The sequence below is a fragment of the Mycolicibacterium litorale genome (genome assembly GCF_010731695.1).
GTDB lineage: Bacteria > Actinomycetota > Actinomycetes > Mycobacteriales > Mycobacteriaceae > Mycobacterium > Mycobacterium litorale.
In genome coordinates, this window is the sequence record NZ_AP022586.1 from 2,951,996 (window position 1) to 2,971,978 (window position 19,983).

The 19,983-nt window shown below is 70.0% G+C and carries 21 protein-coding genes; 8 read left to right on the forward strand and 13 right to left on the reverse strand.

The genetic code is table 11. The annotated features are described in order from the left end of the window. Window positions 1-3 precede the first annotated feature (3 nt). From G6N30_RS14005 to G6N30_RS14020, 4 genes are all read right to left on the reverse strand, one after another. Window positions 4-189 (reverse strand): rubredoxin, encoded by a 186-nt coding sequence (locus G6N30_RS14005; protein WP_134053723.1) that lies wholly within the window; start codon window positions 187-189, stop codon window positions 4-6. Further along, a complete protein-coding gene (locus G6N30_RS14010; RefSeq protein ID WP_134053725.1) occupies window positions 186-359 on the reverse strand; it encodes a rubredoxin in 174 nt (57 codons plus the stop codon). Before G6N30_RS14010 ends, G6N30_RS14005 begins: the two co-directional genes overlap by 4 nt. After that, window positions 356-1,498 carry an alkane 1-monooxygenase gene (locus G6N30_RS14015; protein ID WP_234880181.1) on the reverse strand — a complete coding sequence of 381 codons (1,143 nt, stop codon included), beginning with the start codon at window positions 1,496-1,498 and terminating at the stop codon, window positions 356-358. The genes G6N30_RS14010 and G6N30_RS14015 overlap by 4 nt, the downstream gene beginning before the upstream one ends. Window positions 1,499-1,660: 162 nt before the next feature. Beyond that, a complete protein-coding gene (locus tag G6N30_RS14020; protein WP_134053729.1) occupies window positions 1,661-3,133 on the reverse strand; it encodes an amino acid permease in 1,473 nt (490 codons plus the stop codon). 75 nt (window positions 3,134-3,208) lie between these two features. Between G6N30_RS14020 and G6N30_RS14025 the strand changes: the two genes are divergently transcribed. Further along, window positions 3,209-4,591 (forward strand): FAD-dependent oxidoreductase, encoded by a 1,383-nt coding sequence (locus G6N30_RS14025; protein ID WP_134053731.1) that lies wholly within the window; start codon window positions 3,209-3,211, stop codon window positions 4,589-4,591. Here G6N30_RS14025 and manA read toward each other — a convergent pair. The 4 genes from manA to G6N30_RS14045 form a co-directional block, all read right to left on the reverse strand. After that, window positions 4,588-5,814: a mannose-6-phosphate isomerase, class I gene (manA, locus tag G6N30_RS14030; protein WP_134053733.1), complete on the reverse strand. Its 1,227-nt coding sequence runs from the start codon at window positions 5,812-5,814 to the stop codon at window positions 4,588-4,590. The two genes, G6N30_RS14025 and manA, sit on opposite strands and share 4 nt — an antisense overlap. Window positions 5,815-5,818: 4 nt before the next feature. Continuing rightward, the gene (locus G6N30_RS14035; RefSeq protein WP_134053735.1) at window positions 5,819-6,913 is read right to left on the reverse strand and encodes a TobH protein; all 1,095 of its coding nucleotides are present in this window, start codon (window positions 6,911-6,913) and stop codon (window positions 5,819-5,821) included. Beyond that, a complete protein-coding gene (locus G6N30_RS14040; protein WP_134053737.1) occupies window positions 6,910-8,307 on the reverse strand; it encodes a phosphomannomutase/phosphoglucomutase in 1,398 nt (465 codons plus the stop codon). The genes G6N30_RS14035 and G6N30_RS14040 overlap by 4 nt, the downstream gene beginning before the upstream one ends. Before the next feature lie 73 nt (window positions 8,308-8,380). After that, window positions 8,381-8,800 carry a DUF3499 domain-containing protein gene (locus G6N30_RS14045; protein WP_134053739.1) on the reverse strand — a complete coding sequence of 140 codons (420 nt, stop codon included), beginning with the start codon at window positions 8,798-8,800 and terminating at the stop codon, window positions 8,381-8,383. Between the two features lie 133 nt (window positions 8,801-8,933). On the opposite strand from G6N30_RS14045, the gene G6N30_RS14050 reads away from it, so the two are divergent. After that, window positions 8,934-9,359 carry a metallopeptidase family protein gene (locus tag G6N30_RS14050; RefSeq protein ID WP_134053741.1) on the forward strand — a complete coding sequence of 142 codons (426 nt, stop codon included), beginning with the start codon at window positions 8,934-8,936 and terminating at the stop codon, window positions 9,357-9,359. A gap of 31 nt (window positions 9,360-9,390) precedes the next feature. Here the strand turns inward: G6N30_RS14050 and G6N30_RS14055 are convergent, their stop codons facing one another. Further along, entirely contained in the window at window positions 9,391-9,780 is a 390-nt protein-coding gene (locus tag G6N30_RS14055) for a WhiB family transcriptional regulator (RefSeq protein ID WP_134053743.1), read from the reverse strand. A gap of 316 nt (window positions 9,781-10,096) precedes the next feature. On the opposite strand from G6N30_RS14055, the gene cofD reads away from it, so the two are divergent. From cofD to G6N30_RS14070, 3 genes are read left to right on the forward strand one after another with little or no spacing between them, the layout of a single operon-like run. Further along, entirely contained in the window at window positions 10,097-11,092 is a 996-nt protein-coding gene (cofD, locus tag G6N30_RS14060; protein WP_134053747.1) for a 2-phospho-L-lactate transferase, read from the forward strand. Window positions 11,093-11,112: 20 nt separating this feature from the next. Next, entirely contained in the window at window positions 11,113-12,453 is a 1,341-nt protein-coding gene (locus G6N30_RS14065) for a coenzyme F420-0:L-glutamate ligase (RefSeq protein ID WP_134055269.1), read from the forward strand. Continuing rightward, the gene (locus tag G6N30_RS14070) at window positions 12,450-12,986 is read left to right on the forward strand and encodes an NUDIX hydrolase (RefSeq protein ID WP_134053749.1); all 537 of its coding nucleotides are present in this window, start codon (window positions 12,450-12,452) and stop codon (window positions 12,984-12,986) included. Before G6N30_RS14065 ends, G6N30_RS14070 begins: the two co-directional genes overlap by 4 nt. Before the next feature lie 2 nt (window positions 12,987-12,988). Here the strand turns inward: G6N30_RS14070 and manB are convergent, their stop codons facing one another. From manB to rfbD, 3 genes are read right to left on the reverse strand one after another with little or no spacing between them, the layout of a single operon-like run. After that, window positions 12,989-14,068 (reverse strand): mannose-1-phosphate guanylyltransferase ManB, encoded by a 1,080-nt coding sequence (manB, locus tag G6N30_RS14075; RefSeq protein ID WP_134053751.1) that lies wholly within the window; start codon window positions 14,066-14,068, stop codon window positions 12,989-12,991. After that, window positions 14,062-14,952 carry a glycosyltransferase family 2 protein gene (locus G6N30_RS14080; RefSeq protein WP_134053753.1) on the reverse strand — a complete coding sequence of 297 codons (891 nt, stop codon included), beginning with the start codon at window positions 14,950-14,952 and terminating at the stop codon, window positions 14,062-14,064. Before G6N30_RS14080 ends, manB begins: the two co-directional genes overlap by 7 nt. 49 nt (window positions 14,953-15,001) lie before the next feature. Then, complete coding sequence (gene rfbD, locus G6N30_RS14085) at window positions 15,002-15,865, reverse strand: dTDP-4-dehydrorhamnose reductase (protein WP_134053755.1); 864 nt, start codon at window positions 15,863-15,865, stop codon at window positions 15,002-15,004. Window positions 15,866-15,944: 79 nt separating this feature from the next. Between rfbD and G6N30_RS14090 the strand changes: the two genes are divergently transcribed. The 3 genes from G6N30_RS14090 to G6N30_RS14100 all read left to right on the forward strand — a co-directional run bounded on the left by G6N30_RS14090 (window position 15,945) and on the right by G6N30_RS14100 (window position 18,608). Next, window positions 15,945-17,417 carry an LCP family protein gene (locus tag G6N30_RS14090; protein ID WP_134053757.1) on the forward strand — a complete coding sequence of 491 codons (1,473 nt, stop codon included), beginning with the start codon at window positions 15,945-15,947 and terminating at the stop codon, window positions 17,415-17,417. After that, on the forward strand, window positions 17,405-18,136 hold the full coding sequence (locus G6N30_RS14095) for a TIGR03089 family protein (RefSeq protein WP_134053759.1): 732 nt from the start codon (window positions 17,405-17,407) through the stop codon (window positions 18,134-18,136). Before G6N30_RS14090 ends, G6N30_RS14095 begins: the two co-directional genes overlap by 13 nt. A 145-nt stretch (window positions 18,137-18,281) precedes the next feature. Next, the gene (locus G6N30_RS14100; RefSeq protein ID WP_134053761.1) at window positions 18,282-18,608 is read left to right on the forward strand and encodes a hypothetical protein; all 327 of its coding nucleotides are present in this window, start codon (window positions 18,282-18,284) and stop codon (window positions 18,606-18,608) included. Between the two features lie 18 nt (window positions 18,609-18,626). Here G6N30_RS14100 and wecB read toward each other — a convergent pair whose 3' ends face one another. Further along, the gene (gene wecB, locus G6N30_RS14105) at window positions 18,627-19,781 is read right to left on the reverse strand and encodes a non-hydrolyzing UDP-N-acetylglucosamine 2-epimerase (protein WP_234880126.1); all 1,155 of its coding nucleotides are present in this window, start codon (window positions 19,779-19,781) and stop codon (window positions 18,627-18,629) included. Window positions 19,782-19,983: the final 202 nt, after the last annotated feature.

The window sequence follows — 19,983 nt, forward strand, 5'->3', positions numbered from 1 at the left end:
CGGTCATCCCCGGGCGACCTCCACCATCTCGAAGTCCGATTTGGCCGCGCCGCAGTCCGGGCAGCTCCAGTCGTCGGGGATGTCGTCCCACCGGGTGCCCGGGGCGATGCCGTCCTCCGGCCACCCCTTGGCCTCGTCGTACTCGAAACCACACTGCACGCAGACGAACAGCTTGTAGTCCTCGCTCATGGTCGAGCTCCGATCTTTTCGAAATCGACTTTCTCCCGCACCGCACAGTCCGGGCAGCACCAGTCGTCGGGCACGGCGTCCCAGCGGGTGCCCGCCGGGAACCCCTCGCGTGGCGCACCCTCGGCCTCGTCGTAGACGTACTCGCAGCCCGGGCAGCGGTAGGCGGTCATGCGGCGTACCTCGCCAGCACCTTGTCGCGCACCCGCGGATGGATGTTGACCCGGGTGATGTCGCCGCCGTAGTGCGCCAGCACCCGGTGGTCCATCACCTTGCGCCACAGCGGCGGGAAGTACGTCAGCGCGATCATCGACGCGTACCCGCTGGGCAGGTTCGGCGCGTCCGCCATGCTGCGCAGCGTCTGGTATCGCCGGGTGGGATTCGCGTGGTGATCGCTGTGCCGCTGCAGGTGGTAGAGGAACAGATTGGTCACGATGTGGTCGGAGTTCCAGCTGTGCACGGGTGCGCACCGCTCGTAGCGGCCGCTCTCGAGCTTCTGCCGGAGCAGCCCGTAGTGCTCCAGGTAATTCACCGTCTCGAGCAGCGTGAAGCCGAACACCGACGAGATGACGAGGTACGGGAGCAATCCCACTCCGAACGCCGCGATCAGCGCACCCCACAGCACCACCGACATCGCCCAGGCGTTGAGCACGTCGTTGGACCAGTGCCACGTGCTCTTGCCGGCGCGCTCGAGCCGCTTGGCCTCCAATTCCCACGCCGAGCGCAAGCTCCCCCAGACACTGCGGGGCAGGAACTCCCAGAACGTTTCACCGAACCGTGCCGAGGCGGGATCCTCCGGTGTGGCGACGCGGACGTGGTGGCCCCGGTTGTGCTCGATGTAGAAGTGGCCGTACCAGGTCTGCGCCAGCGTGATCTTGGACAGCCAGCGTTCCAGCGAGTCCTTCTTGTGGCCGAGTTCGTGCGCGGTGTTGATGCCCACGCCGCCCAGCACGCCCACCGACAGCGCGAGCCCGATCTTCGCCGGCCAGCCCAGACCGCCGTCGAAACCGAGCCAACCGAGGTCCGCCGCGGTGAACAGGTAGGCGCCGAAGATCACGCTGGCGTATTGGAACGGCAGGTAGATGTAGGTGCAGTAGCGGTAGTACCGGTCGTTCTCGAGCCGCTCCATCACCTCGTCGGGCGGATTCTGCCCGTCCGGCCCGAACCGCAGATCGAGTGCGGGCAGCAGGACGTAGAGCAGGATCGGGCCGATCCAGAACGGCACCTGGGCCGCGGCGTGCCAGCCGACTTCATTGAGCGCCCACACGATCGGCAGCATCACGAACAGCGCGGTCGGGGCGATCAGACCCATGAGCCACAGATGGCGCTTCTTGTCGCGCCACTCGATGACGTCGAGGGCTTGCGGATCAGCGGTCACTGCACCACCTCCATGTGAGCGTCAACACGAACTGAGTTGACTATAGAGGCAGTTTTGTCCGATGTCTAGACACGGGACGCCATTTTGTAAAACGGACTACTCGACGACTGCCTTCCGCTCGCGCCGACCCAGCACCGAATGGCGACGGCCGTAGAGGAAGTAGACGGCCACGCCGATCGCCATCCAGATCAGGAACCGCATCCAGGTCAGCCCGGTCAGGTTCAGCATCAGCCACACGCACGCGATGATCGAGGCGATCGGCAGCAGCGGCACCAACGGCGCCTTGAAGCCGCGCTTGAGGTCCGGCCGGCTGCGCCGCAACACGATCACACCGGCCGAGACCAGCACGAACGCGAACAGCGTCCCGATGTTGACCATCTCCTCGAGCTTCCCGATCGGGAACACCGTCGCTGCGATCGCGACGACCACGCCGACGATCACCGTGATCCGCACCGGCGTGCCGTGTTCACCGGTCTGGGCGAGCTTGCGCGGCAACAGACCGTCGCGCGACATCGCGAACAGCACCCGGGTCTGGCCCAGCATCAACACGATCACCACCGTGGTAAGGCCCGCCAGCGCACCGATCGAGATGACGGTGGCCGCCCAGTCCACCCCGTTGGCCTCGAACGCGGTCGCGAGGTTGGCACCGCTGCCCGCGTCGCGCAGCTGGGTGTAGGACACCATCCCGGACAGCACCACGGCCACGGCCACGTAGAGCACGGTGACGATCGCCAGCGAGGCGAGGATGCCGCGGGGTACGTCGCGCTGTGGGTTCTTGGTCTCCTCCGCCGTGGTGGCCACGATGTCGAAGCCGATGAAGGCGAAGAACACGATCGAGGCGCCGGCCAGCAGGCCGTACCAGCCGTAGTGGCTGCCCTCCGCGCCGGTGATCAGCGAGAACAGCGACTGTTCCGAACCCGAGCCGCCCCCGCCGGTCTCCGCGGGCGGGATGAACGGCGAGTAATTGGCCGCCTTGATGAAGAACGAACCCACGATCACCACCAACAGCACCACCGCCACCTTGATGACGGTGATGACCAGGCTGACCTCCGCCGAGAGCTTCGTCCCGCGGGCCAGCAACATCGTGACGATCGCGATGATCACCAGTGCGCCCCAGTCCACCTCGAACCCGCCGAAGTTCGCGATCCCGCCGCCGAATCCGAACACCGTGCCCAGATAACTCGACCAGCCCTTGGCGACCACCGCGGCCGCGACCGCGAACTCCAGGATCAGATCCCAGCCGATGATCCACGCGACGAACTCGCCGAAGGTCGCATAGGAGAACGTGTACGCGCTGCCCGCCACCGGCACGGTCGAGGCGAATTCGGCGTAGCACAGCGCCGCCAGCCCGCAGGCGACCGCGGCGATGATGAACGAGATCGAGATCGCCGGCCCGGTGAGGTTGCCCGCCGTCGACGCCGTGATGGTGAAGATCCCCGCGCCGATCACGACCGACACCCCGAACACCGTCAGATCCCACCAGCTCAGATCCTTGCGGAGCCGGGTCCCCGGTTCGTCGGTGTCGGCGATCGACTGCTCGACCGATTTCGTGCGCCATCTGCCGGCCATGACGTTTCCCTTTCGGATGGGTCCAGATGCGAGTTCGGGCCCGGATCTGGGGAATGTACCGAGTACTGTGACCCGATGGGGCGGAGTACTAAACACGCGGTCGTCATCGGCGGCAGCATCGCGGGAATGTGTGCGGCGCGCGTGCTGTCGGACGTTTACGACCGGGTGACCGTATACGAGCGAGACGAGCTGCCCGAACGCCCGGTCAACCGGGCGGCGGTACCGCAGGGCCGCCACGTCCACCTGCTGATGGCGCGCGGTGCGCAGGAGTTCGAGAGCCTCTACCCCGGCCTGCTCGACGACATGGTGGCCGAGGGCGTGCCGATCCTGGAGAACCGCCCCGACTGCATCCACTTCGGCGCCGCCGGCCATGTGCTGGGCACTCAGCACACCCTGCGCGACGAGTTCACCGCGTACGTCCCCAGCCGTCCGCAACTGGAATGGCAGATCCGGCGGCGCACCACCGCGATTCCCAACGTCACCGTCGAACGCCGGTCGGTCGACCAACCGGTCTTCGATCGCGCCGCGCAACGCGTCACCGGCGTGCTGCTCGACGCCGACGGCGAGCCGGAGACCGTCCACGCCGACCTCGTCGTCGACGCCACCGGCCGCGGCACCCGGCTGCCGGTGTGGTTGAGCCAGTGGGGTTTCGAACGGCCCCACGAGGACACCGTCGAGGTCGGCATCGCCTACGCCACCCAGCAGGTGCACATCCCCGAGGGCCTGCTCGCCGAGAAGGTGGTGGTGGCCGGCGCGTCGGCCGCGCAGCCGCTGGGTCTGGGCATGCTGTTCTACGAGGACGGCAACTGGAACGTCACGACGTTCGGCGTGGGCAAGGTGCCGCCACCGCAGGACTTCGCCGAGATCTGCGACCTGGCCGACAGGATCCTCCCCGCGCACGTCGCATCCGCGCTCCGCGCCGGAACGCCCCTGGGCGACATGGCTTTCCACAAGTACCCCACCAGCCGCTGGCGCCGCTACGACAAACTCGACCGATTCCCGGCGGGCATCGTGCCATTCGGCGACGCGGTGGTGAGCTTCAACCCGACCTTCGGGCAGGGCATGACGATGACGTCGCTGCAGGCCGGTCACCTGCGCCGCGCGCTGCAGCGTCCCGAGCGCGATCTGGCGCGCACACTGAGCAAGGCGACGGCGAAGACCACGTTCCCGGTGTGGCAGATGAACGCGATCGGCGATCTCACGCTGCACAACGCCAGCGGCCCCATGCCGAAGTGGTACGGCCCGGTGGGCAGCCTGTTCGACCAGTTCCTCGGCGCCGCGGAGACCGATCCGGTGCTGGCGGAGTGGTTCCTGCGGCGGTTCAGCCTGCTCGACAGCCTCTACATGGTTCCCTCACCCCGACTGGTGGGCCGCACCATCGGCCACAACATGCGGTTGTGGCTGGCGGAGAAACGCGCGTCGAAACGTACGGCCCCCGACCTGGTGGTGAGCGGCTAGATCCCGACGGTCACCCGGAACAGCTTCGTCGGCTCCGCCGCGAGCAACCGGATCGGCCCGTCGTCGGCGGTGACCCACGCCGCCGCGCCGCGCTGCAAGGTCAGCGTGCCGCCCTTGGCGTGCACCTCCACCGCGCCGTCGGTGCACACCAGCACCTGGGGGCCGTCGTGGCGCGACGGTGCGTCGACCTCGTGGCCGAGGCTGTCGCCGTCGAGATGCAGCACCGACACCGCGAACTCCGCCGCCGGGGTGAGGTAGTCGAGTTCGACTCCGTCCCTTCCGATTTCGGGACGCAGGACGAGGTCGGGAGTCGGCGTGAAATCGAGTACCCGCAGCAGTTCAGGCACGTCGACGTGCTTGGGTGTCAAGCCGCCGCGTAGGACGTTGTCCGAGTTGGCCATCACCTCGACACCCACACCGTGCAGATACGCGTGCAGGTTCCCTGCGGGCAGATAGATCCCCTCACCCGGGCTCAGTGTGATGCGGTTGAGCAGCATGGCGGCCAGCACGCCGGCGTCCCCCGGATAGCGTTCGCCGAGTTCGAGCACCGTCTTCACCTCGGCCGCGAACTCGGTCTGCCCGGCGCGGATGTAGTCGATCGCACCGTCGAGCACCGCGGGCACCAGCACGTCGAGATCGGGTTGCGGCGCGGTGATCCACGTGGTGAACAGGGCGCGCAGCCCGTCGGGTTCGGACTGCCCGTGCAGCAGATTGACGAACGGGTCGAGTTCGGGCACCCCGAGCGCCCGCATCAGGTCGACGGTGCGCGCGACCGGGCGGAACCCGGCGAGCGCCTCGAACCGGTCGAGCGCCACCAGCAGTTCGGGTTTGTGACTGCGGTCGCGGTAGTTGCGCATCGGCGCCGTCACCGGGATCCCGAGGCGCTCTTCACGATCGAATCCCTCGGCGGCCTGTATCGCACTCGGGTGGGCCTGCAGCGACAACGGCTCGTCGGCGGCCAGCACCTTCACCAGGAACGGCAGGGTCTCGCCGAACCGGCCGAGGACCGCTGCGCCCAGCTGGCCTTCGGGATCGGCGCGCAGCGCGTCGAGCAGCGAGACTTCACCGTCGTCGGCTTGCAGGTACGCCGGGTCGCCCGGATGCGCACCGAACCACAGCTCGGCCTCCGGATGCGCTGTCGGACTTGGCCTTCCGGTGAACTCGGCAATCGCGGTCCGCGAACCCCACGCATAGGTCCGCACCGCCCCCCTCAGCAGATGCACTCGCTCAACCCCGGACCAGTCGCAGGTAGACCGCGGTCATCTCCAACCGCACGGCCAGTTTCGCCAATTGCTGTTCGATCCCCCTGCCGGCGGACGCGACCGCGGTGGGTTCCGGTCCGTCGGGCACATCTTCGGCCGTGACCACGTCGACGTCGTCGTACCCACTGACCCGCGACGACACCGTCGGGCGCTCCGCGTCGGTGGTCAGGACGAAGGTACGCACGCGGCGCGGTAACGGCCCGTCGAGTTCCTCGTCGTGGAACAGCGAGCTCTCGTGGCCCCCCGCACCGGGGGCGCCGAAGCCGGCGCGCAGCGCGACCAGCACGTCACCGAGACCGACCGCCGCGACGGTCTCCTGCGCCACGCGCAGCAGCACCGCGGCACCGTGCCGGGCGAGCGCAAGCGTGGTCGCGTTGTCACCGGCGAAGACGACGTCGCGGCCCGAGATGCGCTCGGCCAGCGCCTTGGCCGGGTTGGTGAACAGATCCCGCCCCGCGCTGTTGCGCAGCGCCTCGGCGTCGAGTTCGTCGGCGAGTCCGCCCAGGTCCACCCGCAGCGCCGGGTCGATCACCTGCAGGATGGCAAGTCCCGACGCGAGATAGCGGGACAATCCGAAGTCGTCGGGCACCCACAGCCGTGGCGCCAGCACGACCGCCCGCCCCGCCGTCGCATCCCGGAGCGGCCCTTCGTAGGGCGCGACCACCACGACGCGGGCGCCGCGGCGCACCCCGGTGGCGGCCGCCGACACCAACGCGGGGTCCGCGGGGTCGTCCCCCGCCACGACCAGGACGTCGAGCGCGCCGATCCAGGGCGGCGCCTCGGAAACGGTGACGATCGGGGCCGCGACGCCGGCGCCGAACGCGGCGGCCAGCACCGCTCCAGCCGTCTCTGCTGCACCCCGGCCCGCCAGCCAGATCACGGTGCGCGGCGGCTGGCCGGACCGCAGCGGCTCGAGCAGACCCTCGTCGAGGGCGGCCGCCGTCGCGCGCACCTGCGCACCGGCCATCGCCGCGGCCCGCAGCAGCCCTTCGCGGTCGGCGGCCAGCAGACCGTCACCGTCGTCGAGGTCCACCACGGCAGCCGACGACCCGGCGCTCACGTCGATGCCCTGCCCTGTTCGGAGTTCGCGGCCTGGACCGTCTGCGAGACCTGCCCGACCACCTCGGCGACCTCTTCGACCGTGCGCGCTTCGACGTTGAGCCGCAGCAACGGTTCGGTGTTCGAGGTGCGCAGGTTGAACCACCGGCCGTCGCCGAGGTCGACGGTGACCCCGTCGAGGTGGTCGATGGAGTGGATCCGGGTGCCGAACGACTTGAGTACGGCCTCAACGCATACCGGCGCGTCGGCGACGGTGAAGTTGATCTCGCCGGACGCTTCGTAGCGCTGGTAGTCGGCCATGAAGTCCGACAGCGGCCGGTCCTGTTCGCCGAGGGCCGCGAGCACGTGGAGCGCGGCGAGCATGCCGGAGTCGGCACCCCAGAAGTCGCGGAAGTAGTAGTGCGCCGAGTGCTCGCCGCCGAAGATCGCGCCGGTCTCGGCCATCAGCGCCTTGATGTACGAGTGCCCGACGCGCGAACGGACCGCGGTCCCGCCGCGTTCGGCGACGAGTTCGGGCACCGCCCGCGAGGTGATGAGGTTGTGGATCACCGTCGCGCCGATCTCGCGGCCGAGTTCACGCGCGGCCACCAGCGCGGTCACCGCCGAGGGCGACACGGCCTGCCCCTTCTCGTCGACGACGAAGCAGCGGTCGGCGTCGCCGTCGAACGCCAATCCGATGTCCGCACCGGTCTCCAGCACGTAGGCCTGCAGGTCGATGAGGTTGGCCGGGTCCAGCGGATTGGCCTCGTGGTGGGGGAAGGTGCCGTCGAGTTCGAAGAACAGCGGCAGCAACCGCACCGCCTCGATCGGCCCGAGAACCGCGGGCGTCGTGTGGCCCGCCATACCGTTTCCGGCGTCGACCGCGACCTTCAGCGGACGCAGCCCCGAGATGTCCACCAGCGAACGCAGGAAATCCCCGTAGTCGGCCAGCACGTCACGGTCCGAGGCGCTGCCGCGGGGCCCGTCGTGGGCGGGCACCCCGGTGATGACCTGCTCGGCGATCTGGGCCAGTCCGGTGTCCTTGCCGACGGGTTTGGCGCCGGCGCGGCACAGCTTGATGCCGTTGTAGGCGGCCGGGTTGTGGCTTGCCGTGAACATCGCACCGGGGCAGTCGAGAAGCCCGGAGGCGAAGTACAGCTGATCGGTCGACGCGAGGCCGATCCGCACGACGTCGAGCCCCTGGGCCATCACCCCTTCGGCGAAGGCCTCCGACAGGGCGGGAGAGCTCGACCGCATGTCGTGACCGATGACGACCTGTCCCGCGGAGTCGGAGACCAGTCGCGCGAAGGCACCGCCGACGTCGGCCACGAAGGCCTCGTCGAGCTCCTCACCGACCAGGCCACGTACGTCATACGCCTTGATGACGCGATGAACCGTCGCAGCCGGCCGAGACATACTCCTCCTAGGAGACGGGGACGTTGCCGTCAGCCTATCCGCACCGGAGGCTTCGCTCCGCAGCTATGAGGCCCTACTCGGACGGGTCCGGCAGCACGCGCAGGTGCCCGCGCCGGCGTCCGGTCGTCTCCGGCCTGCGGACCGGCGGTGCCAGCAAAGCTCCGCCCTGGGCACCGCTGGTCGGATCGGAGAAGCCGGGGACGACGCCGCCTGCGGGCGCGACCGCCTCGCGACCCTCGCGGACCGCATCGGCCAGGGCGACGAGATCGTCGTCATCGGAGTGCGAGGGCAACGGTCCGGCGTGGCGGACCAGTTCCCACCCGCGCGGCGCGGTGATGCGTCCGGCGTGGCCCACACACAGATCCCACGAGTGCGGTTCGGACACGGTGGCCAGCGGGCCGACGACAGCGGTGGAGTCGGAGTAGACGAACGTCAGCGTCGCCACCGCATAGTGGGGGCACCCGGGCCGGCAGCAGCGACGGGGAACATTCACGAACGGAAGGCTATCGCGGGAGAAACGCCGCGTGGTGCCGGACACGCGCAGCGGCGGACCCGCCGATAGCCAACCGTTACGATCGGTGACCGTGGCCGAGGGCAACCGCTGGAGATCGCGCCGCGGTCGCGGGATGCGCGGCCCGCTCCTCCCGCCGACCGTGCCGGGGTGGCGCAGCCGTGCCGAGCGATTCGACATGGCGGTGCTCGAGGCTTACGAGCCGATCGAGCGGCGCTGGCAGGACCGGGTCTCCGGTCTGGACGTCGCGGTGGACGAGATCCCGCGGATGGCCCCGAAGGATCCGGGAAGTGTGCAGTGGCCGCCGGAGGTGGTGGCCGACGGGCCGGTGGCGCTGGCCCGGCTGATTCCCGCCGGGGTGGATGTCCGCGGTAACGCCACGCGGGCGCGAATTGTGTTGTTCAGGAGGCCGATCGAGCGCCGGGCCAAGGATTCCGACGAACTCGCCGAGCTGTTGCACGAGGTGCTGGTGGCTCAGGTGGCCACATATCTGGGGGTCGAGCCCTCCGTCATCGACCCGACGATCGACGACGACGACTGAGAGCGCCCCCGCAGGGGGAAATCCGGAGGGGTCAGATGATGCCGCGTTTGAGGCGACGGCGCTCGCGCTCGGAGAGCCCGCCCCAGATGCCGAACCGCTCGTCGTGGGCCAACGCGTAGTCGAGGCACTCGTCACGGACCTCGCAGCCCATGCAGATCCGCTTCGCCTCGCGCGTCGACCCGCCCTTTTCGGGGAAGAACGCCTCGGGATCCGTCTGAGCGCACAGCGCGCGCTCCTGCCACAGATCGTCGGCGTCCTCGGTCTCGGTGTCGATCTGTTCCGGAACCAGACTCAGTTGGGGCCGACCCATGGCCCCCATCGGTGCGGCTCCCGCGTCGGTGTGTGGTGCCCCGCCGACGGAGCCGAGTAGCCGGCTGTCGAACCGGACCACGCGATCGAATTCGCTTTGCTCAAAAGACATTTCCCGCCCCTCCTCACTCGGTGTCGTAGATCCACGTGGCCCCACTAGGTGCTGTACGGCCAACCCAATTCGAACAAGTGATCGAATCTCGGTCTGCGACACCGAAATCGGCTGGCCAACCGGGAAATGACACTGGTGTGATTACACACGCGTTGGCAGCTGGGGTCAAGCGCTGGAACAGGAATTCATATCACCTCGTGACAGTTCCGCGGCGCGTCGGAAATGTCGGCGTGTCCGATCCGTGACTTCGCCGGCCACGGCGAAGCGTCAGGAGCGGTGCAACCCGCCGGCGGACAAGCGCCTAGTCTCGTTCGATGTGAAGGTGACGGTACTGGTCGGCGGCGTAGGCGGGGCACGCTTCCTGCTCGGCGTACAGCGGCTGCTCGGGCTGGGACAGTTCGGCCCGGACACCGCGCAGGTCGAGACCGACCACGAGCTGACCGCGGTGGTCAACGTCGGGGACGACACGTGGATGTTCGGGGTGCGGATCTGCCCCGATCTCGACACGTGTATGTACACCCTCGGCGGCGGGATCGACCCCGAGCGCGGGTGGGGCCATCGCGACGAAACCTGGCATGCCAAAGAGGAACTCGCCGCCTACGGCGTGCAGCCCGACTGGTTCGGACTCGGCGACCGCGACCTGGCCACCCATCTGGTCCGCAGTCAGATGCTGCGCGCGGGCTATCCGCTGTCCCAGGTGACCGAGGCGCTGTGCGCCCGGTGGGCGCCGGGCGCGCGACTGCTGCCCGCCAGCGACGACCGCAGCGAGACCCACGTCGTCATCACCGACCCGGACACCGGGGAACGCCGCGCCATCCACTTCCAGGAGTGGTGGGTGCGCTACCGCGCGAAGGTGCCCACCCACAGCTTCGCGTTCGTCGGCGCCGAGAAGGCCACCGCCGCCCCCGGCGTCACCGACGCCATCGCCGAGGCGGACGTCGTGCTGCTCGCGCCGTCCAACCCGGTCGTCAGCATCGGCTCGATACTCGCCATCCCCGGCGTCCGCGGCGCGCTGCGGTCGACCACGGCGAAGGTCATCGGGTACTCCCCCATCGTCGCCGGAAAACCGTTGCGCGGCATGGCCGATGAGTGCCTGTCTGTGATCGGCGTCGCATCGACCTCCGAGGCGGTCGGACGCCACTACGGCGCCCGCGCGGGCACCGGCATCCTCGACGGGTGGCTGATCCACGAGGGCGACAGCGCACAGATCGACGGCGTGGCGGTCGAAGCGGTGCCGCTGCTGATGACGGATCCGGCGGCCACCGCCGAGATGGTCCGCGCCGGGATCCGGTTGGCCGGAGTGACGCTGTGACCGAAGACGGCTCCGCCGCGATGACCGAACACGGCTCCGCCGCGGCGATCGAACTGCTCCCGGTGCCGGGGCTGCCCGAGTTTCGGCCCGGTGACGACCTGGCCGCCGCGCTGGCCCGCGCCGCGCCGTGGCTGCGCGACGGTGACGTCGTCGTGGTCACCAGCAAGGTGGTGTCGAAGTGCGAGGGCCGCATCGTGACCGCGCCGCAGGATCCCGAGGAGCGGGACGCATTGCGGCGCAAGCTCATCGACGACGAGGCGGTGCGCGTCCTGGCCCGTAAGGGCCGCACGCTGATCACCGAGAACGCCATCGGGCTCATCCAGGCGGCCGCCGGGGTCGACGGCTCCAACGTCGACGCCGGCGAACTCGCACTTCTACCGGTCGACCCCGACGGCAGCGCCGCGCGTCTGCGGACCGGCCTCGCCGAGCGACTCGGCGTCACCGTCGGGATCGTCATCACCGACACCATGGGCCGCGCGTGGCGCAACGGCCAGATCGACGCGGCGATCGGCGCTGCGGGCCTGAGCGTGCTCTACGGATACGCCGGCGCGCACGACGCGCACGGCAACGAACTCCTGGTGACCGAAGTCGCCGTCGCCGACGAGATCGCCGCGGCCGCCGACCTGGTCAAGGGCAAGCTCACCGGGATCCCGGTGGCCGTCGTGCGCGGACTCTCGTTGCCGGACAACGGATCCACCGCACATGATCTGCTCCGGCCCGGTGCGGACGACCTGTTCTGGCTCGGCACCGAGGAGGCCATGGCGCTCGGCCGGGCACAAGCGCAGCTGCTGCGCCGGTCGGTGCGCCGCTTCAGCGCCGATCCGGTGCCGCCGGAGATCGTCGAGGACGCGGTCGCCGAAGCGCTCACCGCCCCGGCACCGCACCACACCCGGCCGGTCCGCTTCGTCTGGGTGACCGAGCAGGCGGCGCGCACCCGCCTGCTCGACCGGATGAAGGACCGCTGGCGTGCCGACCTGCGCGCCGACGGCCTGCCCGATGACGCCGTCGAGCGACGGCTCGCCCGGGGCCAAATCCTCTACGATGCACCGGAACTCGTGATCCCGTTCCTGGTGCCCGACGGTGCGCATCACTATCCGGACGCCGCCCGCACCGCCGCCGAGCACACCATGTTCACCGTCGCCGTCGGCGCCGCCGTCCAGGCGTTCCTGGTCGCGCTGGCGGTCCGCGAGGTGGGCAGCTGCTGGGTCGGGTCAACGATCTTCGCCGCCGACCTCGTGCGCGACGAACTGGACCTGCCCGCCGAATGGGAACCGCTGGGCGCCGTCGCGGTCGGCTACCCCGCCGACCCCTCGGGTCCCCGGGATCCCGTCGACCCGGGCGACCTGCTGGTGCGCCGGTGAGCCTGCACGGGTCCGCGGTCGAGCTGTTGACCGACTGGGCCGCCCCCGACCCGGCGCAGGACTCGTTGCGGCACGCCGTGCTCGCCTTCCTGGCGGCCCGCCCCGACGGCTGCCTGCGCGCCTGCGTACCCGGTCACGTCACCGCGTCGGCACTCGTGCTCGACCACACCGGCAGCCGGGCGGTGCTGACACTGCATCCCCGCTTCGGCCGCTGGCTGCAGGTGGGCGGACACTGCGAACCCGACGACCCCGACGTCGTGTCCGCCGCACTGCGGGAGGCGAGCGAGGAGTCCGGGATCGACGGGCTGGTCATCGACCCGCGTCTCGCGGCCGTGCACGTGCACCCGGTGACGTGTTCGCTGGGCGTGCCGACCCGCCACCTCGACCTGCAGTTCCTGGTGCGCGCGCCGCAGGGTGCGCGGCTCACCCGGTCGGACGAGTCACTCGACCTGCGGTGGTGGCCCCTGGACGCGCTGCCCGCCGACACCGATTTCGGGCTCGCTCAGCTCGCCGCGGCCGCCCGCAGGGGCTGAGCTCAGACGTCGGTCGAGTACCGGATGCCGCCGTCCGGGATCGTCACGCCGGGCCACACGCGCGCCCCGCGCAACAGTTCGCACCGGGCGCCGATGTCGGCGCCGTCACCGATCACCGCGTCACGGATCAGTGCCCGCGGACCGATGCGCGCACCGAACCCGATGATGGACCGCTCGATCACCGCACCCGCCCCGACGTCGGCTCCGTCGAAGATCACCGCACCGTCGAGGCGTGCCCCGGCCTTGATCTCCGCGCCGCGGCCCACCACGGTGCCGCCGATGAGCAGCACACCCGGCGCCACCGACGCGCCGTCGTGGACGAGCGACTCCCCGCGGCGACCGGGCAGTGCCGGCGACGGCGCGATCCCGCGCACCAGGTCCGCCGAACCGCGCACGAAGTCCTCAGGCGTCCCCATGTCCCGCCAGTACGTCGCGTCGACGTACCCGCACACCCGCAGGCCGTCCGACAGCAGGCCGGGGAACACCTCGCGCTCCACCGACACCGGACGGTCGCGCGGGATGCGGTTGATCACTTCCCGCTTGAAGACGTAGCAGCCGGCGTTGATCTGATCGGTCGGTGGATCCTGCGTCTTCTCCAGGAACGCGGTCACCACTCCGTCGTCGTCGGTCGGCACGCAGCCGAAGGCACGGGGGTCGCCGACCCGCACCAGGTGCAGGGTGACGTCGGCGTCCCGGCTCTCGTGACTGTCCAGCAGCGCGCGCAGATCGCAGCCCGAGAGCACGTCGCCGTTGAACACCATCGCGGTGTCGTAGCGCAGCTTGTCGCTGACGTTGGCGATCGCGCCGCCGGTGCCCATCGGCTCGTCCTCGAAGACGTAGTCGATCTGCAGGCCGAGTTTCGACCCGTCGCCGAACTCGGCCTCGAAGACGTCGGCCTTGTACGCCGTGCCGAGTACGACGTGCTCGATGCCCGCTTCGGCGATCCGGGAGAGCAGATGGGTCAGGAACGCCAGCCCGGCGGTCGGCAGCATGGGTTTCGGCGCCGACAGCGTCAGGGGCCGTAACCGCGTGCCCTGTCCGCCCACCAGGACGACGGCGTCCACCTGAGCCGGATTCACCATGACCTACCCCCCTTGGCCTGATTTCGACGCGCCTTGCGCACCACCAACCCGGCCCGCACGGCCAGCGCGCCCTTCATCGCCGCCCGCAGCGGCGCCTGCCACCGGCGCGGGTACCGATCAGACAAGAAAGTGTAGGTGCTGCGGTGATGGGCGGCCAGGTTGCGAGCCGGATCCCGCCCGGTCGAGTGCCCCTTGTCGTGCAGGATCTCCGCCGACGGCACGTACACGTTCAGCCACCCGGCCTGACCGAGCCGATCGCCGAGGTCGACGTCCTCCATGTACATGAAGTAGCGCTCGTCGAACCCGCCGATCTGCGCGAACGCCGCCCGCCGCAGCAGCAGGCAACTGCCCGACAGCCAACCCACCGGGCGTTCGCTGGGCTCCGCGCGGTCCTGGCGGTAGGCCGCGGTCCACGGGTTGGACCGCCAGAACGGGCCGACGACGGCGTGCATACCGCCGCGGACCAGGCTGGGCAGATGCCGTGCCGACGGATAGACCGAACCGTCGGGGTCGCGGATGAGCGGCCCGAGTGCGCCGGCCCGCGGCCACCTGGCCGCCGCCGCCAGCATGAGGTCGATGGATCCCGGGCCCCACTGCACGTCGGGGTTGGCGACGATCAGGAACTCCGGGTCACCGGCATCGGCGTCGATCGAGGCGACCGCGCGGTTGACCGCGGTGCCGTAGCCGAGGTTGCCGCCGGTGCGCATCAGCCTGGCGTTGGGATAGCGCTCGACCGCCCGCTCCGGTGCGCCGTCGGTGGACCCGTTGTCGGCCATGATGACCGTGACCGGCCGATCGGTGGCGTGCGCGAGGGTCGCCAGGAACCGGTCGAGGTGCGGCCCCGGTGAATACGTCACCGTGACGACGGTCAACTCGTCACTCACCTGGCGACCACCGATTCACGCCCCACACGGCGTAGAGGGTAGCGGCCGCTCACCGCTGCCCCCGAACGGCCGCGACGAGCGCCTCGCGCCACGGGCGCAGCGGCGTCAGCCCGCGCGCGGCGGACGCCGCACCCGACAGCGCCGAGTACACCGGCCGTCGCGCCGGCCGGGGAAACCGGTCACTGCCGACCGGGCGCACCCGCTCGGGATCGGCGCCGAGCGCTTCGAACACCGCGCGGGCCTGGTCGAATCGGCTGGCCTCGCCGCTGTTCGCCGCGTGCAGCACCGGGCCCCGCACCCGTCCGTCGGCGATCTCGAGCAGCGCGCCGACGAGGTCGTGGGCGCTGGTCGGCGATCCGGTCTGATCGGCGACCACGTCGACGGTCTCGCCGCCGAGCGCTTTGCGGCGCATCGCCGCGACGAAGTCAGACCCGTCGGCGCCCTCGTAGACCCACGCGGTGCGCACGACAGACGTCTCGGGAAGCGCGTCGAGCGCGGCCCGCTCACCGGCGAGCTTGCTGCGGCCGTAGACGCTCAGTGGCCTCGGCTCGTCGTCGATCTCGTACGGCCGCGGTGGCGCGCCGCCGAATTCGCCGCCGAAGACGTAGTCGGTGGAGATGTGGATCAGGCCCGCGCCGACCCGCGCGCAGACCGCGGCCAGATTCCCCGGCCCGGCGCCGTTGACCGCGTGCGCCCGCTCCGGGTCGGCTTCGGCGCCGTCGACGTCGGTGTAGGCCGCGCAGTTGACCACCACGTCGCCCGCGGTGACGTGGCGCGCGACCGCCGACGGGTCGGTGATGTCACACTCGGCGGAGGTGAGCGGCAGCGCATCGCGACCCTGCCGGCGCGCCTGAGCAGCGAGGATGCGCCCCACCATGCCGCCGGCACCGGTGATCACGAGACGTTGCGGCATGCGTGTGAGTTTGACACGCGTGCTGGCGCGCCGACGATCGCTACCCCGTCTGCGCCGCACTCGCCAGTAGCCTGAGCTGATGCCCGCTCGAGTCCTTCGTGCCGTCGCCGTGACGGTGACCCTCGCCGTGGTGCTCGGGACCGGTGTGGCCTGGAGCCGGATCCGGTCGTTCGAAGAGGGCATCAACCACATCAGCTCCCCGGCTCTCGGGGAGGGCGGCGAGGACGGTGCGATCGACGTCCTGCTGGTGGGCTCCGACAGCCGCACCGACGCGCACGGCAACCCGCTGTCGCAGGAGGAGCTGGCCACCCTGCGCGCCGGTGACGACGTGTCGACTAACACCGACACGATCATCCTGATCCGCATCCCGAACAACGGGCAGTCGGCGACCGCGATCTCGATCCCCCGCGACTCGTACGTCCAGGCGCCGGATCTGGGCAAGATGAAGATCAACGGTGTCTACGGGTCGGTGCACCTCGAGAAGCTCAAGGAGCTCGTCGAGGAACAGGGAATGGACCCGGCCGAGGCCGAACCGATCGCGGTGGAAGACGGCCGTGAGGCGTTGATCAAGACGGTCGCGAACCTGACCGGTGTGACCGTCGACCACTACGCCGAGATCGGGCTGCTGGGCTTCGCGCTGATCACCGATGCCCTGGGCGGCGTCGACGTCTGCCTGAAACAACCTGTCTACGAACCCCTTTCGGGTGCCGACTTCCCCGCCGGCTGGCAGAAGCTCAACGGGCCGCAGGCGCTGAGCTTCGTGCGCCAACGTCACGATCTGCCCCGTGGCGACCTCGACCGGGTCACCCGCCAGCAGGCCGTGATGGCCTCACTGGCGCACGAGGTGATCTCCGGCAGGACACTGTCCAGCCCGGCCACGCTGAGCCGGCTCGAAGCGGCCGTGCAGCGCTCGGTGGTGCTCTCCGACGGCTGGGACATCATGGATTTCGTCGACCAGCTGCAGAAGCTCGCCGCGGGCAACGTGGCCTTCTCCACCATCCCGGTGCTGCGCGAGGACGGCTGGAGCGACGACGGTATGCAGAGCGTGGTGCGCGTCGACCCCGCGGCCGTGCAGGAGTGGGTGACGAGCCTGCTCAACGAGCAGGACGAGGGCAAGACCGAGGAACTGGCGTACACACCGGACAAGACTACCGTCGAGGTCGTCAACGCCACCGACATCAACGGGCTGGCCGCCTCGGTGTCGGCGGTCCTGTCCCAGAAGGGGTTCACCCCCGGCCCGACCGGCAACTACGACAGCGGACCCGTCGACTCCAGCCAGGTGCAGGCCGCGAAGGTGGACGACTTGGGAGCGCAGGCGATTTCGCGAGACCTGGGCGGGCTCACGGTCGTGGAGGACAAGTCCGTGGCGCCGGGCACGGTCCGTGTGGTGCTCTCCGACGACTACACCGGACCCGGTTCCGGCCTCGACGGCACCGATCCGACGATGCTGACCGCCGACCCGGCCGGCACCACCGCCGTCGACCCGGCCGCACCGCCGCCGCCCCCGCAGATCATCACCGCCGGATCCGAGGACCCGGAGTGTGTGAACTGACCGTCACCGCCGCGCTGCTCGGGCCTCTGCTGGACTCGGCCCCCGCCGCGCCGAGCATCACCTACTACGACGACGCCACCGGCGAGCGCATCGAGGTGTCCGCCGTGACGCTGGCCAACTGGGCGGCCAAGACCGGAAACCTGCTGCGCGACGAACTGGGCGCGGGACCCGCGAGCCGGGTCGCGGTGCTGCTGCCCGCGCACTGGCAGACCGCGGCGGTGTTGTTCGGGCTGTGGTGGATCGGGGCCGAGGCACTCATGGGCGGCGGCGCCGACCACGACGGGGCCGACGTGGCACTGTGCACCGCCGACCGGATCGACGAGGCGGACGCAGCGGTCGGTGCCGGTGAGATCGCCGCCCTGTCTCTCGATCCGTTCGGCAGGCCGGTCGCCGATCTGCCGGTCGGGATCACCGATTACGCCACCGCCGTCCGCGTCCACGGCGACCAGATCGTGCCCGAGCGCGGGCCCGGTCCGGCGCTGAACGGCCGCTCGGTCGACGACGTACTCGCCGCGGCCGCGCGCGCCGCCGCCACCGCGGGCCTGCAACCGGGCGACCGGGTGCTGTCGACCGCCGACTGGGCGACGGCCGATGACGTCATCGGTCGTCTGCTCGCCGTCTACGCCGTCGGCGGTTCACTGGTGCAGGTCGCGCACCCGGACGCCGCTGCGCTGGACCGGCGGCGCGCGATGGAGAAGGTCACCCGCACCCTGGAATGAGCCGGTACCGCCGGTGTCAGCAACGGCTATCGACTGCAGAGCCATTTCCCGAGCTGGCGAAACACGGTTGCCCCCGCCGAGTGGTAAATTCAGCGGCGACACGGCGTGCCATCGAGTCGTCCGCCGTGAGAGCAGGGGTGGTTCCATGCACGGTCCGGTCACCGCGGTGGTCACGCTGCTGGCGCTTGGTTTGTGGCACCTGCACAACCGCCGCCATCCGGGCTGGCGGGTGAGCGCCGACGGCAGGTTCTTCGTGCTGTCCGGCTACCCCACCCTCGCGATCGCCGTGTACTGGCTGACCGCCGCGCCGAGCCACACCGCGTGGGAGTGGCTGCTGGGCAACGCGTGGACCGTCGTGTCCATGGTGTCGTTCGTCTACGGATTCAATGCGCTCAACACGGTGCCGAAGCGGCAGCGGTCGGCCTCCCGGGCCATCGAGACCCTGCCCGGGTGTTCTGCCCGGCTGAACTGACCCCGGTCGGAGGTCCGGTCAGAACCGGAATTCCGTCGGGACGGTGTCTGCGCGTCCGAGCATCCAGGAGATCGCCGCCGCGCACCGGTCGGCCGCCCGGCCATCCCCGAACGGGTTGCCCCTCGACACCATCGCCGCTCGCTCATCGGCGTCGTCGAGCAGCCGGCAGGCCTGCGCCAGGACCGCATCGCGATCGGTGCCCACGAGCACCGCGCACCCGGCGTCGACAGCCTCCATCCGCTCGGTGACCTCCCGCAGCACGATGACCGGGACGCCGAAGCTGGGAGCCTCCTCCTGGATTCCCCCGGAGTCCGACAGCACCAGGGTGGACGCCGCCAGCGTGGCCACGAGGATCGGGTATGCCAGCGGCTCGGTCACCAGCACGCGGGGATGGGCACCGAGCGCGGTCCGAACCTGCTGCGCCACCGCCGGATTCGGGTGCGCGGGCAGGACCACCTCGACGTCGGAGTACTTGTCGAGCAGCAGCAGCACCGCGTTCAGCACGCGGTCGAGCGGCTCACCCCAGGACTCACGCCGGTGGGCGGTCACCAGCAGCAGCCTGCTCCGGCCGGTACGGGCGCGCTCGACGAAAGCGGCGACCCGGGGGTCGGCGACCCGCCCGCCGCGGGCTGCGATGTCGAGCACCGCGTCGATCACGGTATTGCCCGTGACGACGATGTCTGCCGCCCGGGTGCCCTCCCGTTCGAGGTTCGCGCGTGCGTCGGCGGTGGGCGCGAGATGCAGCCGGCTGATCTGACCGACCAGCCTGCGATTGCCCTCCTCGGGGAAAGGCGCCGCCAGATCGTGTGACCGCAGCCCCGCTTCCACATGGGCGATCGGCAGTTTCGCCCAGAAGGCGACCATCGCCGCCGCCAACACCGTCGTGGTGTCGCCCTGGACCACCACCGCGTCGGGAGTTCGCTGTCCCCAGTGTTTTTCGAGCTGGGTCGTCAACGCGGCCATGAGTTCGGCCTGGCTGCCGCTGCCACGGTCGATGCTCAGCGTCACGTCGGGTTCCAGCCCGAACGCGTCGAGGGCCTGGTGAACCATCGTCGGGTGCTGGCCGCTGGCGACGAACACCGGCCTCATGCCGTGCGCCCGCAGAGCGGGCACCAGCGGCGCCAGCTTGATGGCCTCGGGACGGGTTCCTGCTACCAGATGGACTTCGGTCACCTCGCCCACTATGCCGGAAGCAGTGAAGTGTTGTAAATTCGCTTGGCAAAGTTACCTTGAAAGTTCCCGCCCATCGGCTCGACGATCAGAAACGGCAGTTCAACCCGGTGATAGCCGCTCTTATGCTCACTTCCTCGACGTTTTCGTACGCGATCGGGCTGATTCTGCAAAGCATTGCCGCTCGCCGTACCATCACCAGCAA